Source organism: Streptococcus sp. 27098_8_103, assembly GCF_041432345.1.
GTDB classification, from domain to species: domain Bacteria; phylum Bacillota; class Bacilli; order Lactobacillales; family Streptococcaceae; genus Streptococcus; species Streptococcus mitis_BV.
On sequence record NZ_JAPVZK010000024.1, the window covers coordinates 13684 to 30057 of the forward strand.

Annotated in this window: 17 protein-coding genes; 9 read left to right on the forward strand and 8 right to left on the reverse strand. The window is 39.0% G+C overall.

From position 1 onward, the window contains the following. Nucleotides 1–223 precede the first annotated feature (223 nt). From O3599_RS07600 to O3599_RS07615, 4 genes are all read left to right on the forward strand, one after another. Entirely contained in the window at nucleotides 224–1102 is an 879-nt protein-coding gene (locus O3599_RS07600) for an N-acetylmuramoyl-L-alanine amidase family protein (RefSeq protein ID WP_371512471.1), read from the forward strand. A 33-nt stretch (nucleotides 1103–1135) separates the two neighbouring features. Continuing rightward, a complete protein-coding gene (locus O3599_RS07605; RefSeq protein ID WP_045607081.1) occupies nucleotides 1136–1600 on the forward strand; it encodes a hypothetical protein in 465 nt (154 codons plus the stop codon). 4 nt (nucleotides 1601–1604) lie between these two features. Continuing rightward, nucleotides 1605–2654 (forward strand): DUF6287 domain-containing protein, encoded by a 1050-nt coding sequence (locus O3599_RS07610; protein ID WP_261044021.1) that lies wholly within the window; start codon nucleotides 1605–1607, stop codon nucleotides 2652–2654. Nucleotides 2655–2875: 221 nt separating this feature from the next. Continuing rightward, nucleotides 2876–3175: a YbaB/EbfC family nucleoid-associated protein gene (locus O3599_RS07615; RefSeq protein WP_000981526.1), complete on the forward strand. Its 300-nt coding sequence runs from the start codon at nucleotides 2876–2878 to the stop codon at nucleotides 3173–3175. A 72-nt stretch (nucleotides 3176–3247) separates the two neighbouring features. Here O3599_RS07615 and O3599_RS07620 read toward each other — a convergent pair whose 3' ends face one another. From O3599_RS07620 to glmU, 7 genes are all read right to left on the reverse strand, one after another. Then, on the reverse strand, nucleotides 3248–5011 hold the full coding sequence (locus tag O3599_RS07620) for a glycerophosphoryl diester phosphodiesterase membrane domain-containing protein (protein ID WP_371512461.1): 1764 nt from the start codon (nucleotides 5009–5011) through the stop codon (nucleotides 3248–3250). An 8-nt stretch (nucleotides 5012–5019) separates the two neighbouring features. Beyond that, nucleotides 5020–5610, reverse strand: coding sequence for a 3'-5' exonuclease (locus tag O3599_RS07625; RefSeq protein WP_024057204.1), 591 nt, complete (start codon nucleotides 5608–5610; stop codon nucleotides 5020–5022). Between the two features lie 256 nt (nucleotides 5611–5866). Further along, nucleotides 5867–6358: a chromosome segregation protein RocS gene (rocS, locus tag O3599_RS07630; protein ID WP_000021242.1), complete on the reverse strand. Its 492-nt coding sequence runs from the start codon at nucleotides 6356–6358 to the stop codon at nucleotides 5867–5869. A gap of 76 nt (nucleotides 6359–6434) precedes the next feature. Further along, nucleotides 6435–7127, reverse strand: coding sequence for a 5'-methylthioadenosine/adenosylhomocysteine nucleosidase (locus O3599_RS07635; RefSeq protein WP_004256611.1), 693 nt, complete (start codon nucleotides 7125–7127; stop codon nucleotides 6435–6437). Between the two features lie 16 nt (nucleotides 7128–7143). Beyond that, a complete protein-coding gene (gene macP, locus O3599_RS07640) occupies nucleotides 7144–7455 on the reverse strand; it encodes a cell wall synthase accessory phosphoprotein MacP (protein WP_000517861.1) in 312 nt (103 codons plus the stop codon). A gap of 11 nt (nucleotides 7456–7466) precedes the next feature. Next, a complete protein-coding gene (locus O3599_RS07645; protein ID WP_049500386.1) occupies nucleotides 7467–8012 on the reverse strand; it encodes an NUDIX hydrolase in 546 nt (181 codons plus the stop codon). A 9-nt stretch (nucleotides 8013–8021) separates the two neighbouring features. Further along, the gene (gene glmU / locus O3599_RS07650) at nucleotides 8022–9401 is read right to left on the reverse strand and encodes a bifunctional UDP-N-acetylglucosamine diphosphorylase/glucosamine-1-phosphate N-acetyltransferase GlmU (protein WP_064275901.1); all 1380 of its coding nucleotides are present in this window, start codon (nucleotides 9399–9401) and stop codon (nucleotides 8022–8024) included. A 155-nt stretch (nucleotides 9402–9556) separates the two neighbouring features. Between glmU and O3599_RS07655 the strand changes: the two genes are divergently transcribed. From O3599_RS07655 to lysS, 5 genes are all read left to right on the forward strand, one after another. After that, nucleotides 9557–10357: a glycoside hydrolase family 25 protein gene (locus tag O3599_RS07655; RefSeq protein ID WP_261008922.1), complete on the forward strand. Its 801-nt coding sequence runs from the start codon at nucleotides 9557–9559 to the stop codon at nucleotides 10355–10357. Nucleotides 10358–10451: 94 nt separating this feature from the next. Further along, nucleotides 10452–11294, forward strand: coding sequence for a DUF368 domain-containing protein (locus tag O3599_RS07660; protein ID WP_049512272.1), 843 nt, complete (start codon nucleotides 10452–10454; stop codon nucleotides 11292–11294). Next, entirely contained in the window at nucleotides 11294–11776 is a 483-nt protein-coding gene (locus O3599_RS07665; RefSeq protein ID WP_371512466.1) for an aminoacyl-tRNA deacylase, read from the forward strand. Before O3599_RS07660 ends, O3599_RS07665 begins: the two co-directional genes overlap by 1 nt. Beyond that, nucleotides 11776–12393 (forward strand): histidine phosphatase family protein, encoded by a 618-nt coding sequence (locus O3599_RS07670; protein WP_261013839.1) that lies wholly within the window; start codon nucleotides 11776–11778, stop codon nucleotides 12391–12393. Before O3599_RS07665 ends, O3599_RS07670 begins: the two co-directional genes overlap by 1 nt. Nucleotides 12394–12530: 137 nt before the next feature. Then, complete coding sequence (lysS, locus tag O3599_RS07675) at nucleotides 12531–14021, forward strand: lysine--tRNA ligase (RefSeq protein WP_000102447.1); 1491 nt, start codon at nucleotides 12531–12533, stop codon at nucleotides 14019–14021. A 109-nt stretch (nucleotides 14022–14130) separates the two neighbouring features. On the opposite strand, the gene O3599_RS07680 is transcribed toward lysS, so the two are convergent. Then, nucleotides 14131–16374, reverse strand: a 2244-nt coding sequence (locus O3599_RS07680; protein ID WP_371512469.1) for a Rib/alpha-like domain-containing protein, incomplete at its 5' end; no start/stop codon positions are given.

Genomic DNA, 16374 nt, shown 5'->3' on the forward strand with positions numbered 1-16374 from the left:
CCTAGGATTTTTTGGACAGGAAATACACTCTATTTTAGAGCCGTTTTCGTTAGAAAAAAAGTTCTAAAATCCAACATTTTGACCGATTATTATTACACTACCATTCTATCAAGTTTGTCCAAAAAAGTCTAGGTTTTTGGACAAACTGATTACTTTACAACAAATAAAAATAGGGAGTATTAAATGAATGCACAAACAAACTAAAAAATTCACACTTGCAACTATATCAGCTCTATCACTTCTTGGCACTGGAGTCATCACAGCTAATCAAGTATCAGCTAGCGAGAATACGAGTACTGAAAAACAAATAGAAGCAACAATTACAAAGGTTGAAATTGATTATTTTGGACTTAGCTTCGAAGGAAAACTTTCAGAGCCACTACCACATGGAGGTGATAATGCTGCTAAGGGAAATGTTACCTTGATTGATAAAGCGACCGGAAAAATTGTGTACCAAAGTCACGATGCTGTCATTTTTAGTGGCTTAACTAAAGATGTCAGTGATCAATTTTTACAACCTTTATTTTATAGCAATCAATTTAAAGGTGATATTTTTGTTTCAGAACAATTTCCATATGGAACATATATTTTGGAGATGTCTGGAGAAGCTGGTTCGCCTTACGGTGACTTAACTGATACAAGAAAACGTGTCTTTAAAGTTAGAAAAGATGTGACTATCGGAAATCCTTCGACAAATTCAAATACTAACACAACAACTCAATCAGGTTCGAATTCTAATACCTCAGGTAATTGGGTACAATCTGGTTCTCGTTGGTGGTACAAACACGCCGACGGTTCCTATACAACTAATGGCTGGGAAAAAATCAATGGTGTTTGGTATCGTTTTGACAACTCTGGTTGGATGCAAACAGGCTGGGTAAAAGACGGTAGCTGGTACTATCTCGACGGCTCAGGTGCAATGAAGACAGGTTGGGTCAAAGATAACGGTAGCTGGTACTATCTTCAAGACTCAGGCGCTATGAAAACTGGCTGGATGAAGGTATCTGGAAAATGGTACTATGCTTATAACTCTGGTGCATTGGCAATCAATACGACAACCCCTGATGGCTACCGTGTTAATTACAACGGTGAGTGGGTTTAACATACAATAGAAATAGATTAAGGAGACAATTAAATGAACAAAGTGATAAAAATTGAAGATGAAACAGTTTATGTTGGAAAAGGTAATAATGGCCAATTTACTGCAATTTCAAGAAAAAGTTTTGGTTTTGAACCACAAGTAGGTGATTACGTAGAATTTTATCAAAACGGTGATGAGTATATTGTTTCAAAAATAGATAACACATCTCCAGCTACCTCTAGTCAACATTCAAATGGAGTGAGTGATAAATCTAAACTGGCCGCAGCCCTATTTGCCTTTTTTTTAGGAGCACTCGGTGGCTACGATTTTTACATCGGAAATTCTAAACAAGGATACAAGCGTATCGGAATAACTCTGCTAGCTATCATTCCTATTTTAATGCCATTTGTTTTACTAGCAGATGCTATTTGGAATATTATAATTACTATTCAAGTTTTAACTTCCAAAACTGGTAGCAAATGGCACCAAGATGCCCAAGGTTTAGAATTGCAAGATTAAATACATGAAAAAATTATTATTTCTATTCAGTGCCAGTATTTTAACTATCTCTCTTCTAACAGCTTGCCAACCTCAGAGTGAAAACACTCCCTCAGCAAGTTCTGAAGTAACTACTTCTAGTAGCAGTTCATCTACTTCCACATCGGAAGAGAAGAAAACTGACTACACCCTATACAATACTGTCCTTAAAGAATATGCAAAAGTACTAGATGGTTCACCAGCTTCACATACAGAGGTCAATTCAAAAGCAAACTTAAAAAATACTTATCCTAACGAATATTCTGGATTACAGTATAGCTTGTATGATTTAGACCAAGATGGTACGGACGAACTTTTGATTGCTCTAAAAACGTATTCTAACTATTACGATTTATTAGATATTCGAACTCTTAAAAATGACGAAGTTATTCGACTGACCAATGCAGAAAATAATCTGGACTTTATTGGAGAACGCGTTCATTTTAATCCTTTAGAAAACGGCTATTTCCAATTATCTACTCGAGTATCTGCTAATCAAATCCAAGTCAAACTATACAAGTTGAATCAGGATAGAACACGGTTAGAGTTAGTTAGAGAATCAGATACAGAAGAGGGACTGGGGACAAAACCACCTTACCTTGACATAAGGTCTTTCTCTTGGAAATCTGTCACAAGCCTCATAAATGGAGAAATAAGCCTTCCATCAGAAAGTAAAGGAATGGATATTTCTGCAATTCAAAATGGAGATTTTTCTAGTGTCGCAGGAACTTGGAGAAATGGTACAGGTATTGAATTTACTTTCGATAAAAATGGCTTGGTAAGTGATCATTCCAAAGTTTCAATTGAACATGCTAAAGAAATTGACCACTATCTCAAGGCAAGTTCTGTTTCTAAAGATGGAGGTGCTGGTGCAGCTATTGCCTTTTTACCAGCAGGAATCCCTATAACCATGTCCGTCACCTCTTCTTCAGATAATGGCTATACCGATTCGTCTGATATCACACAAGACCGCTTATGGTTTGGACACCAACTTATCAATGGTAGTACTGAGGGATTTTTCTACAAAGTAGAATAGTGTTAGTAACCCCTTAGACTAGCTCATAAAATATCTGATAACATTTCATAAACACATATAGGATAAATATTCTTATGCTCTTAGAATATCTATCCTATATTTTTATTCCCTTTACATCCCTATTGATACTAAATGAATTCACTTAGAAAAAGATTAGACTTTTAACCCCAAAATTGATAAAATAGGAAAGAAAATAAGATAAAAGGAAACTGTAAATCACTATGATGAACATGCAAAACATGATGCGCCAAGCACAAAAACTTCAAAAACAAATGGAACAAAGCCAAGCTGAACTTGCTGCTATGCAATTTGTTGGCAAATCTGCTCAAGACCTTGTCCAAGCGACCTTAACTGGAGATAAGAAGGTCGTCAGCATTGACTTCAATCCAGCTGTCGTTGACCCAGAAGACCTTGAAACTCTTTCTGATATGACCGTTCAAGCCATCAACTCTGCTCTTGAACAAATCGATGAAACTACCAAGAAAAAACTGGGTGCTTTCGCTGGAAAATTGCCATTCTAAGCATAAGAAAAACAAGCATTCAAGAGAATACTTGCCTATCATGGGAGGAACAACTGTTCCTCTTTTTGCTTACTAAAAATTAAAGAATTCCATGGCCTGTTTGAAAAGCAATTCAGTATACTCTGGGTCTTCTTGGGCAATGGTAACTTGATCTTGAATCATTTCCAAATCATCCGTTATCATACCATCAGCTCCCAATTGAACAGATTTATCAAAGGATTCTGAACTATTAATGGTCCAAACGTACAATTTCTGATCGGTATTCCAAAGCTTGTTAACAAAATTTTCATCCAAAGTTGAATACTCCATAGTGTAACCTGTAGCCTTGGTTCTTGGAAAGATACTATTATAAGGCAGGATGAAATAGACTGGAATTTGAGAATCGTAGGCTAGCACCTGGTCAATCACATGGTAGTCTAAGGATTGCATTTGGTGACCATTTTGCTTGATGATACTTCCATATTTTTCCATAAAGCGTTTCATCATATCTGGGCTATCTTTTCGACTGGTTTTAATCTCAATGAGGAGTTTTTGATGCAATTCATTGGCTTTATTGAGATAGTCGTCAAAACTAGATACCTTGCTATGATAACCATTTTCTGAAATATCGAGTTTGGTTAATTTCTCCAATGTTAAATCTTGGGGATTGGCATTAACTCCTGTCAGATTCTTGATATTGGCATCATGCATCATGACAAACTGGCCATCTTTTGTTTCCTGAATATCTGTCTCAACGAAGTCTGGACTTAGTTGAGCCGTCTTTTCTAAAGATTGGACTGTATTTTGCACACCATTCTTATTAGATACTCCCCTGTGAGAGATAATTAAAGGTTTATTGGCGACTGGAGCTTCTAAATAAACATAACCCTCAAGAGCGAAAAAGATACAAGCACAGCCCATCACTCCCCATCTCATCCAGTGATCTTTCTTTCTCCTTGGTGTGATCTCTAGTTCTTCTCCTGTTAGGAAGGAAACAAACTTAATGAGAAAATAAGTCAAGGCTATGTAGTGGAAATTCTTAATCAAGACAAAGTTGATAATTCCCAGTACAAGAGATTCCTTATGGGTCAGACCATCCATCAGCACCTGACTTGCTAGGATTGGAATCAACAGAAGAATAAAAAATAGATAGGTTTTGACGACAATCCAAAGCAAGTTCCAAGTATAAAACCAGGAGTGCTTTCTTGTCTTCTCTAGACTGTATCTGACAGCTTCTTTGACTGTTTTCTTTTCAAATAAAAGCTGAGGTAGGGCAAACATGAAACGCACTGAAATGTAAAATAGAAGTAAAGCTAGAATAGTAACCACTATACCTACTAGCCAATACTTATCTTCCACATAATCAACGATAAAGTCCGGAATGACAATTTTATTGAGATAGTAAATCTTTAAAATCTTTCGAATCAATGGAAAGAGCATCATGACATAAAAGAAGATAAAGGCTATCTTAGCAAGCGTCACTTGCTTCATAAACAAGAAACTTTGGCGAAAGACCTTACGACTGTACTCCAGCAGGGTTCTCTTTTCATGATAGAGGAGGTGTCGAGCTCCGATGAAGAGAAGTCCTATCTGGTAATAGGCGACCAATAAATTAACAATTACAAGAACAAATAAAGCAAGACTAACAAAGGGTGAGCCCGTTATAATGGCAAAAATATTATTGTAGGAAAGAAAGAGATAACCTGTCTGACGGAGCAAAAGTCCAGCAATCCAAGAATTTGACGGTAACCAGACAAACTCAATCATCATAAAAGTCAAGAAAAATAGAAAAAGTATTTTATCTAGATTAAAGTATATCTGCTTAAAACCTAGATTTTTAGGTTTTTCAGGTTTCATAGGCACTCCTAGTCAAATAATTGAGACAAGTCCAAGCCTCCAAAAGGATTGTTTGAAAGACTACTTTCTGTCTCTAACAATTCTCTAGCTTGGTCTGACTCTAGAAAGGACTCGTAAACACGCGCTGTCATACGAGCATCCTCTAAGCTATTATGAGACTGACCTTGAAATCCAAGAAACGAGGCAACGGTTTGCAATTTGAGATTAGCAATACCATGTAAATCCGAACTCCGACGTTCAAAAGCTTCGTCATACAAATCCACCTTGTACTGCTGACTGTAGTCTAAACCATGGTCTGCTAGAATAGGCAAATCACTTTTAGCAGCATTGTAGCCAACCATGGGTAAAGAACCCACAAACTCTTGGAAATCTTTTATAACTTTCTCCACTGGAGGAGCATCTTTTAAGGTTTCAGCTGTAATTCCAGTCAAACCATTGATAAAACTCTTTAGAGGCACACTAGTATGGACATAGGAATCATAGGCATCGATTTCCTGACCATCTCTAAAACGGACTGCCGATACTTGAATCAAGTGTGTTTGTCCTTCATGCTGATTAAATTCTAAATCAAAAGCAATGTAATCTGCTAATCGTTCCATTTTCTACCTCTCCTATACTGTTATTTTATACTCTTCGAAAATCTCTTCAAACCGCGTCAGCTTCGCTTTGCCGTAGATATATGTAACTGACTTCGTCAGTCTTATCTACAACCTCAAAGCAGTGCTTTGAGCAGCCTGCGGCTAGTTTCCTAGTTTGCTCTTTGATTTTCATTGAGTATTACTTGAGCAACTATACTATTTAGATTAGAAATAAAAGAAGCCATCAGGTTAGCATTTAACCTAAACAGCTCCTTGATTATCCTCCAAATAAACGAGCAAAAAAGCCTTTCTTAGTGGATTGGACTTCTTCTTTTGCTTGGTCCAGCTCTAGCTTAAGATTTTCTTGATCCTTCATGGCTTGAAGGGTCAATTGTTGCTGCTGATCGAGTTGTTTGTCTTTCTCAGCAATCTGACGGTCTTTGATGCGCATCTGCTCATCTTTTTCTGATAACTGACGATCCTTGGCTTTTAATTGTTCATAAAGACGAAGAATTTCTGCATTCTTCTCATCAACCAGAATCTCCATCAGTTCACGTTGCTTGACATCTTCACTGACAGGCTCATCTTCAAAAATCGTTTTTTTATAGATTTCTTCTAGCTTAATCAAGCCACTTCTGGTAACGACTGTTACCCCTTTGTCATTTTTATCTGTGTCTTCTTCTGGTAATTCTTTGACACGGTTATTGATTGCTTGGCGAGATAATCCTAAGACCTCTGCAATCTCACTGACGGTCATTTCAATACTCATAATATCCTCTGAAACGTTTTCTAGCTTTTCTTTACTTAAATCTTATCATAAGCTAGAAAAACTGTCAAATTTCCGCTTAAGCTAAGGCCTTCAAAAAGGCTAACAAGACTTGAGCAGAGCGACGTCCAGCTTCGATAATAAACTCATCAAAAGAGATGTTTGCTTCATGGTTGGCATTATCACTCATAGCTCGGATGACTAAGACTGGAAGATTAAGAGCATGCGCTGCCTGAGCAATAGCTGCCCCCTCCATCTCAACAGCTAAAACTTCTGGGAAATGGGACTTAATCACTTCTATCTTATCATTTCCTGCAACAAAACTATCTCCTGTAGCAATCAAACCAAGATGCCAGTTCTGGTCCAATTGAGATAAACTCTCTTGAATTTTAGCAACAAAGGTTTTATCTGATTCGAAATAAAGTGGTTGTTGCGCCATTTGTCCATAAGCATAGCCAAAAGCTGTAACATCCACATCATGATAGGCTAATTTGTCAGCAATCACAACATCCCCAACAGCAATACCCTCTGCTACTGCCCCAGCTGATCCTGTGTTAATCAAAGCATCCACTTGAAAATGATCAGCCAAAATCGCCACACTCATAGCAGACATGACCTTACCAATTCCACTTTCTACAAGAACGACTTTATGAGAAGCAATGGTTCCTGTGTGATAGGTATTGCCTAAAACAACTTGCTCCTGGGCATTGTCTAAATGCTGGACCAGATAAGCCAGTTCTTCTGGCATAGCCGCAATAATTCCTATTTTCATTTCTATTCCTTTTCTATTACAAAAGTTTCATTGCTAAGACAAGCAAAATCAAGAGAAAGATGACTGCGAATAAGATTTTATTCAACTTAGAATTGAAGACATTTCTCTTGGTATTTTCAATGCGACGGCTTTTATGAATAGACGGTTCGACCTGAATCTTCAAGGTTTCCTGGCTAAAACCATGATCCTTAGGATTGGCATAACCAAAACGGGAAGAAGAGGTTGGTAAAATTTTTGTCTCCTCATCATCTAGCAAAGGAGGACCTGAAATCTTTTCGCCTCTATTAGCTCTTTCAATCATTTCATCCGTTAATAAAGGTTTACCCATACTGACCTCCTCTATTTTTTTTGCAATTCCCAATACTGAACAGCCATAATTGTCTTGGCATCGCAGATATGACCTGATTGGATCAATTCCTTGGCTTCCTCTAAGCTAACTTCAAGGACTTCCAAGGTCTCATCTTCATCCTGCGGACGCGGATTTTCCACTTTCGTCAAATCGCTTGCTCGGTATAGTTTTAATTTTTCATTACAAAAGCCAATGGCTGAGTAAAAATCGTACAAGAGTTCTAATTTCCCTGTGTAGGCTGTTTCTTCCTCTAATTCACGAAGAGCTGCTGCAACAGGGTCTGTATTTTCTCCTACTTCCAATTTTCCGGCTGGAATTTCATAAGAGACTGCCTCAATGGCTTTGCGGTACTGCTTGACCAAGATGAGTTTTTGCTCATCCGTTACTGCTAAAACACAGACAGCTCCATTGTGGAAAATCAAATCCCGTTGGGCAACTCCTTTGCCTTCTGGTAATTCAACCTGATCTTGAACCAGTTTAAAAATTGGTCCTTGATAGATTTCTTTTCGGCTAAGCGTTTTTTCTTCAAATTCCATGACAGACTCCTACTGATTATTAGGATGATGAGGAAGGCGTGTTGCATATTCGTCTTTATTGACCTGACGTCCACGACCAATAGCAATAGCATCCGCTGGAACGTCTTTGGTAATAGTTGAACCCGCACCAACGAGGGAATTGTCACCAAGTTCTACTGGCGCAATAATGGTTGAATTTGAACCAACAAAGACATTGTTGCCAATGACTGTCTTGTATTTGTTTTTGCCGTCATAGTTGACTGTAATGGTTCCAGCACCAAAATTAACCTTGCTACCCACTTCACAGTTTCCAATATAAGTCAAATGACCAGCCTTGGTATTCTCACCGATTGAAGAACCTTTCACCTCAACAAAGTTACCAATATGGACTTGGGCACCTAGAGATGAACCTGGACGAATGTGGGCATAAGGACCGACTGTCACACCGTCTGCAACACTACTTTCTTCAATCATTGAGTTGGTAATAACAGCTCCTGCTCCGATAGTGCTATCCACTACATAAGTACCATTTGTCAAAACAGTCTCAGCACCAATTTTCGTTTGCCCTTTCAAGGTAACATTGGCTTCTATTTGAACTTCAGGAGCAATCTCAACATCAATATCGATATAAGTTGCTTCTGGATTGACAAAGCTAACCCCATTGACCATGTGTTGGTGATTGATGCGACGACGCATCACTGACTCAGCTGTCGCAAGTGCCACACGGTCATTTACCCCAAGACTTTCATCAAAATCTTTCAAAGTATAAGCACCAACTTTTTCACCAGCTTCACGGAAGATGCCAATGACATCTGTAATATAGTATTCGCCTTGAGCGTTATTGGTATTGATATTTTTCAAAGCCTCAAACAAACGCTCGTTATCAAAAACGTAAGTTCCAGTGTTGATTTCCTTGATTTGCTTTTCAAAATCTGTAGCATCCTTCTGCTCAACAATGCGAAGAACTTCAGCATTGTCATTACGCACAATTCGTCCATAGCCAAAAGGATTATCCGTTTCAGCAGTCAAGATAGTGGCCACATTTTTATGATTGATGTGAAAATCAATCAAGTTTTTCAAACTTTCACCTGTGATTAACGGAGTATCTCCTGCGATGACCAAGGTGTGACCTGACAAACCTTCTAAGATTGGCTCTGTCATCATAACTGCATGACCAGTTCCTAACTGTTCAGATTGAGTCACAAATTCTGTCTGTCCAGCCAAGACCTCTTCAACCAATTCTGCCTTGTGTCCCACAACTGTTACTGTCTTTTCAGGCTGGATAGCTCCCACACTACGGAAAACATGTTCCAGCATGGAAATACCTGCAACCTTGTGCAACACTTTTGGCAAATCAGATTTCATGCGAGTCCCTTTACCCGCTGCTAAAATAATGGCATAATTTGACATAATCTTCTCTTTTCTCTAGAAATTCCCTTTTATTATACCATATTTCAAATCATTCCGCGCCCTTGAATGGAAAAATGCTCTAAAGTCCTTTCCTTAACCCATTTTTTGAGTATTTTTTTTGATTTTTTTTCATTTTTAAGGTAAAATTATGAGATATGAGAAAGAAAATTAATCCGCTTATTTTATTTGGTTTTTTTGGGATTATGATTTTCATTTTAATCCTGAATCGCCCTCGTTTTGAGGACCATCCTGTAAAAACAAAGTCAAATATCGCGCAAGTAGAAACACAAGCGCTACATAATATAGATAAACCGGTAATTGATGTTTCTGGTTGGCAGCGTCCTGAGGAAATCAATTACGATACTCTCTCCCAAAACATTTCTGGAGCTATTGTTCGCGTCCATAGTGGTGCTCAAACGTCCAAAGAGAACGATGCCTCCTATGTTAATGGTGTTGATAAGGCTTTTAAAACCCATATCACTGAGTTTCAAAAACGAAATGTCCCAGTTGGTGTCTATGCCTTTGTAGCTGGAAAAAGTGTCCAAGAAATGGAAAAGGCCGCTGAAGTTTTTTATAACGCCTCTTCCCCATACAGCCCTAGTTACTATTGGCTTGACGTGGAAGATAAAACCATGTCCAATATGAACGAAGGTGTTGAAGCCTTCCGGGCAAAGCTAGAATCACTGGGTGCTAAAAACATCGGAATCTACGTTGGAGTCTACTTCATGGAAGAACACAGTATTGATACAGACAAGTTTACGTCTGTTTGGATTCCTTCCTATGGTTCTGACTCAGGTTTTTACGAGGCAACCCCAAAAACTGATTTAGATTACGACATCCACCAGTACACTTCTAAAGGAAAAATTGCTGGCTTTGACCACGATTTGGATATCAACGTCATCTCTTCCTTAAAAAATAAAGAAGAAACCTTTAGAAAACTCTTTTTAAAACCTTAAAAGCATTTGTTTATCATTTGCTTTTTCTTTTTGTGTTTGATTGTGATACAATATAATAAGGATTTTTTGAAATAGAAATAGTTGGAGGAAACATATGCTCTCATGGTTAGCACGCCTTATTAAAGGGATTGTCATTGCTCTTGGATTTATTCTACCGGGAATTTCCGGAGGGGTTCTAGCAGCAATCTTAGGAATTTATGAACGAATGATTGGCTTTCTGGCCCATCCCTTTAAAGACTTTAAAGAAAATGTTTTGTACTTTATTCCAGTTGCCATCGGTATGCTTCTGGGAATCGGATTATTTTCCTACCCGATTGAATACCTACTTGAAAATTATCAGGTCTTTGTCTTATGGAGCTTTGCAGGTGCCATTATTGGTACTGTTCCTAGCCTCCTCAAAGAATCGACTCGAGAATCTGACAGAGACAAGATTGATCTAGCTTGGTTCTGGGCAACCTTTATCATTTCTGGACTAGGTCTCTATGCCTTAAATTTCGTCGTTGGAACCTTAAGTGCAAGCTTTCTTAATTTCGTCCTAGCAGGTGCACTACTGGCTCTTGGTGTATTGGTTCCTGGTCTCAGTCCATCAAATCTACTTTTAATTTTGGGACTCTATGCTCCTATGTTGACAGGTTTCAAAACCTTTGACCTCTTGGGCACCTTCTTCCCGATTGGAATCGGAGCAGGTGCCACTCTCATCATTTTTTCAAAGTTGATGGATTATGCCCTAAACAACTACCACTCACGCGTCTATCATTTCATCATCGGTATCGTCCTATCAAGTACCCTTTTGATCTTGATTCCAAATGCAGGAAACGCTGAAAGTATCCAGTACACTGGTATTTCTCTTGTTGGGTATGTCATCATCGCCTTCTTCTTTGCACTGGGAATCTGGCTTGGTATTTGGATGAGCCAATTGGAGGATAAGTATAAATAATGGCAAAAAAAGTTAAAATCAAAAAAACATTGGTAGAACAAATCCTGTCTAAAGCAGGTATCCCACATCAGGGGATTCAAATCAATGCCCTAGAAGGAGAACTTCCACAAGGTTATGAACGAGATCAGATTTTCAAAACCTTGGCGCTTTTGGGAGACAAAACAGGACCGATTATCGGAATTGTCCCTATCACTCAACACTTGTCTGAAAAAAAACTAGCCAAAATTTCTGGCAATAAAAAAGTGAGCATGATTCCACAAAAGGACTTAGAAAAAACAACTGGTTATATTCATGGAGCCAATAACCCTGTCGGAATTCGTCAGAAACACAATTACCCCATTTTTATCGATAAAATTGCTCTAGACTTGGATCAAATGATTGTCTCTGCAGGGGAAGTCGGACACAGCATTATCGTCGCACCACAAGACTTGGCTAACTTTGTAAAAGCTGACTTTGCAGATATCTTGGAGGACAGCAAATAATGAAACTCTACTTTGTCCGCCACGGTCGTACAGTATGGAACCAAGAAGGACGCTTTCAAGGTGCTAGTGGAGATTCTCCCCTTCTTCCTGAATCCATTGAAACCCTAAAACGACTAGGCCAGTATCTCAAGGATGTTCCTTTCGATCAGATTTATTCAAGTGATTTACCTCGAGCGGTCAAATCTGCTGAAATTATCCAAAGTCAACTCCAGACCCCCTGTCCTTTAGAAAGTGTTCCTAATCTCCGTGAATGGCAGCTGGGGAAGTTGGAAGGTTTGAAAATTGCAACCTTGGAATCTATTTACCCGCAACAAATCAAAGCTTTCCGATCTAACCTTGCTCAATTTGACACTCAAATGTTTGGAGCCGAGTCCCTCTATAGCACTACGCAACGGACTATCCAATTTATCAAATCATTAAAAGATAGTCCAGCTGAGCGTATTCTAATTGTCGGACACGGCGCCAATCTTACTGCCAGTCTTCGTACTCTTCTAGGTTATAAAGAACCACTTCTTCGTAAAGATGGCGGTCTAGCAAATGCCAGCCTAACCATTCTAGAAACCCATGACTTTGAAACATTTACCCTTGATACTTGGAATGATACTTCCTATCAATAACAGAACTTGATTTTAGCGTCAAGTTCTTTTTAGTTTTGAAAGATTATCCGTGAATTTCTTGCTTATTTATGATAAAATGGGAGTATCGCAAAAAATGACTCATCGTATTCAATTTTGAGTAAAACTAGGAGGATCCCATGTCAACAGAACATATGGAAGAACTAAATGACCAGCAGATCGTTCGCCGTGAAAAAATGGCTGCGCTCCGTGAACAAGGAATCGATCCTTTCGGAAAACGCTTTGAACGCACTGCAAATTCACAAGAATTAAAAGATAAATATGCCGACCTCGATAAAGAACAATTACATGATAAAAATGAAACAGCTACTATCGCAGGACGCTTGGTAACCAAACGGGGTAAAGGTAAAGTAGGTTTTGCCCACCTTCAAGACCGCGAAGGTCAAATCCAGATTTACGTTCGTAAGGATGCTGTCGGTGAAGAAAACTACGATATCTTCAAAAAAGCAGACCTTGGTGACTTCCTTGGTGTCGAAGGTGAAGTGATGCGTACAGATATGGGAGAACTCTCTATCAAAGCTACTCACATCACTCACTTATCTAAAGCACTCCGCCCACTTCCTGAGAAATTCCACGGTTTGACAGACGTTGAAACAATTTACCGTAAACGTTACCTTGACTTGATTTCTAACCGTGAAAGCTTTGAGCGCTTTGTCACTCGTTCAAAAATCATTTCTGAAATCCGTCGTTACCTTGATCAAAAAGGTTTCCTTGAAGTCGAAACACCTGTTCTTCACAATGAAGCTGGTGGTGCTGCTGCCCGTCCATTTATCACCCACCATAATGCCCAAAACATTGACATGGTGCTTCGTATCGCGACTGAGCTTCACTTGAAACGCCTTATCGTCGGTGGTATGGAACGCGTCTATGAAATCGGACGTATCTTCCGTAACGAAGGAATGGATGCTACTCATAACCCTGAGTTTACTTCTATCGAAGTTTACCAAGCTTATGCAGACTTCCAAGACATCATGGACTTGACTGAAGGTATTATCCAACACGCTGCTAAATCAGTCAAAGGCGATGGCCCAATTAACTATCAAGGTACTGAAATCAAAATCAATGAACCATTTAAACGTGTTCACATGGTGGATGCTATCAAAGAAATTACTGGTGTAGATTTCTGGCAAGACATGACTTTGGAAGAAGCCAAAGCTATCGCTGCTGAGAAGAAAGTTCCAGTTGAAAAACACTACACTGAAGTTGGCCACATCATCAATGCCTTCTTTGAAGAATTTGTTGAAGAAACCTTGATCCAACCAACCTTTGTCTATGGACATCCAGTAGCTGTATCTCCACTGGCTAAGAAAAATCCTGAAGACCAACGTTTTACTGACCGTTTCGAGCTCTTCATCATGACTAAGGAGTACGGTAATGCCTTTACTGAGCTCAACGACCCAATCGACCAGCTTAGCCGTTTCGAAGCCCAAGCTAAAGCCAAAGAACTTGGTGACGATGAAGCGACAGGCATCGACTACGACTACATTGAAGCCCTTGAATACGGTATGCCTCCAACAGGTGGTTTGGGAATCGGTATCGACCGTCTCTGCATGCTCCTCACTGATACAACCACTATCCGTGATGTATTGCTCTTCCCAACAATGAAATAAGCTCTAATCCTCTGGTACTTGCCAGGGGATTTTTCGATGCAAAAAGAAATAGACTGAAGTTTTCATCTCAGTCTATTTTCTATTGAACCTTAGAAAGGAAGGATCTTTCTTAGTCTTCTTTTTTCTTACGAGCTACAAGTCCGAATGCACTCAACATTCCAAGAAGTCCAAGACTAGCTAGACCAGCCTTATCTTCTGTACCAGTATTTGGCAATTCCTTCTTGTCATTGGCTACGGTTGTTTCAACGGCTACTTGTTTAGAATCTGTAGAACTTGTCTGAACTGGAGTAGCTACTGGTTTTTCTGGACTTGTAGGAGTCTCTGGAGAGCTTGGTTGCTCAGAACGGGTTGGGGTAACTACTTTCTTATAGATATGAATCACATTGCCATTTTTATCTGTCTTAGTGCCAGTATATTCATAACCTTCTAAAGTCTTAGGTCCATGGCTACCATTTTCTTCTGGAGAAATTTCTTTACCATCACCATCTTGGTAACGTGTTACGATATGAGTTGTTGAACTACCATTATTACCGTGACTATTACCATGATTAGATTTAGGAGTCACCTTCACAGGAACTTCTACTGTAATAATACGACCGTCAGGTAATTTAACTTTTACCTTAACAACTGGTTTTGTTCCTGGTGTTGATGTTGTTGGAATTTCTCCGACTTCAACAATTTCCCATCCTTCTGGTAAACCTACTTTCTTAATAACATCCTCTTTCGTAATTGGTGTTCCAACTTCCACTACAATAGGAGTTACTTTCGGTGTTACGATGATTGGTACTTCTACTTCAACAATTTCTCCAGTTGGAACTTTAATCTTCACTTTAACACTTGGTTTCACTCCAGCAGGAATTGTTGTTGGGATTTCTCCTACTTCGACAATTTCCCATCCTGGTTCTTTCGGAAGATCGATATGTCCTTTCACATCGTCTGGTGTGATTGGAGTTCCTTGTGGTACAACAATTTGTCTTACAGTTGGCGTAACGATGACTGGTACATCGACAGTAATCTTACGACCATCTGGTAATTCAATCTCTACTGGAACGACAGGTTTTGTTCCTGGTGTAGTTGTTGTTGGGATTTCTCCTACTTTTGTTACCTTCCATCCATTTGGTAATTCAATATGTTTCTGAACATCTTCTGGCGTAACTGGTGTTCCTACTGGTACTACCACTGGTGTTACTTTTGGTGTTACTTTTGGTGTTACAACTACCGGAATATTTACAGTAACTCGAATTCCATTTGGTAATTCAATCACAACTGGAATACTTGGTCTTTCACCTGGTACATCAGTTGTTGGTTTATCTCCAATTGAGATAACTTTTGCTCCTTTTGGAATGTGATTTTCAACATCCTCAGTAGTAATTGGATCACCTTGTTTTTTAACAATATCTTCAATAGGAGTTACAGTTACTGGAATTTCTACAGTCACAACTTTGCCATTTGGCAATTCAATCGTTACCCTAACTGGATCTTTCTTACCTGGAGTTGTCAAATCTGGAATATTTTCAACCTTAGTAACCTTACCACCTTCTGGAATCGTAATTCCTTTAGTGTAATCGTCCGGTGTTAATGGTGTGGTTGTTACTGGTGTCTCGATTTCCTTAACTGGAGTTACATTTACTGGTACTTCTACCGTAACTACTTTGCCATTTGGCAATTCAATCGTTACCTTAACTGGATCTTTCTTACCTGGCGTTGTTAAGTCTGGAAGATCTCCTACCTTAACAGTTGCTCCTTCTGGTACTTTGATTTGTTTCAAGATATCTTCTGGAGTCAATTTATCTTTTGTGACTGGGGTTTCGATTTCCTTAACTGGCGTTACAGTCACTGGTACTTCTACCGTAACTACTTTGCCATTTGGCAATTCAATCGTTACCTTAACTGGATTTTTCTTACCTGGAGTTGTCAAGTCTGGAATATTTTCAACTTTAGTAACCTTACCACCTTCTGGAATCGTAATTCCTTTAGTGTAATCGTCCGGTGTTAATGGTGTGGTTGTGACTGGTGTTTCAATTTCCTTAACTGGCGTTACAGTTACAGGAACGTCTACTGTAACTACTTTGCCATTTGGTAATGTTACAGTAACCTTAACCGGATCTTTCTTACCTGGTGTTGTCAAATCTGGAATATTTTCAACCTTAGTAGTTGCTCCTTCTGGTACTTTGATTTGTTTCAAGATATCTTCTGGAGTCAATTTACCTGTTGTAACTGGAGTCTCGATTTCCTTAACTGGCGTTACATTCACCGGAACATCCACTGTGATAACTTTACCATTTGGTAATTCAACCGTTACCTTAACTGGATCTTTCTTACCTGGTGTTGTCAAGTCTGGAATATTTTCAAC